General features: G+C 38.0%; 2 protein-coding genes. Both read left to right on the top strand.

Annotated features, from left to right (window positions below; genetic code table 11):
- The first annotated feature begins 83 nt into the window (after positions 1-83).
- Complete coding sequence (locus ABN212_RS18720) at positions 84-464, top strand: phage tail assembly chaperone (RefSeq protein ID WP_349443572.1); 381 nt, start codon at positions 84-86, stop codon at positions 462-464.
- Between the two features lie 41 nt (positions 465-505).
- Positions 506-769: a phage tail assembly protein T gene (locus ABN212_RS18725; RefSeq protein WP_232799173.1), complete on the top strand. Its 264-nt coding sequence runs from the start codon at positions 506-508 to the stop codon at positions 767-769.
- Positions 770-859 lie beyond the last annotated feature (90 nt).

An 859-nucleotide genomic window follows, 5' to 3' on the forward strand; every position in this document is an offset into this window, starting at 1 on the left:
GCTTCATTTACCCTACGTTTAAAAGGTAAATCTAAGCCGATTAAAAACGGGACTGTTAATTTAAATAAAGGTAGCGAATAACCATGAAAAAACCGTCATTAAAATCACTGGCTTTAAGTGAAAAGAACGCTTTTCGCACAAAGAAAGTGAATGTTGCTGAATGGGAAAATGCGGTTGTTATGCTTCGTGAACCGTCATCACTTGCATGGATGAAATGGCGTGAAATTATTCATCATGATAATGCTGAAGATGAACATTCGTTATCTGACATTGAAATTGCACAACGTAATTTACGTGCTGATGTTGTGATGTTTATTGATGTGTTGCGTGATGAAAAAGGGAATGTTGTTTTTGATGAATCAGACATCAACGATGTAATGGCCATTTATGGTCCAGTGCATTCTCGTTTATTAAAACAAGCGCTCGATTTAACTATTTCGGTTGATGATGCAGAAAAAAAGTAGCCCAGCCTGATACTTTCTTTTTAATGACATTGGCGCTCCGTATGGGGCGCACTCTTGATGAACTCACTCGCCAAATGAGCTTGAGTGAACTTCGGATGTGGATGGCTTTTGATCGCATTAATCCCATCGGTGATATTCGCAGTGATATTCAAACAGCACATATCGTTTCTTCTATTTATCACTCTCAAGGCGGTAAATGCACGCTTTCTGATGTGCTTTTACGCTGGGATCCCAATGCAACCCAAGAAAGTGATGATAGTTCTAATGGGTTAGAGAATTTCTTTCAGTCTATTTCAGAAAATTAATTATTTTTGCGAGGATAAAATGGCAAAACTGCGTGAACTGATTATTAAAATTTCTGCTAATTCTTCCTCGTTTCAATCTGAAATAGCGCG

Origin of the sequence: Proteus genomosp. 6 (assembly GCF_040139785.1) — a bacterium.
Lineage (GTDB): Bacteria > Pseudomonadota > Gammaproteobacteria > Enterobacterales > Enterobacteriaceae > Proteus.

Excerpts from the sequence above, each read along its gene's own strand:
- ABN212_RS18720 (WP_349443572.1), top strand. The coding sequence starts at position 84 with ATGAAAAAACCGTCATTAAAATCACTGGCTTTAAGTGAAAAGAACGCT.
- ABN212_RS18725 (WP_232799173.1), top strand. The coding sequence starts at position 506 with ATGGGGCGCACTCTTGATGAACTCACTCGCCAAATGAGCTTGAGTGAA.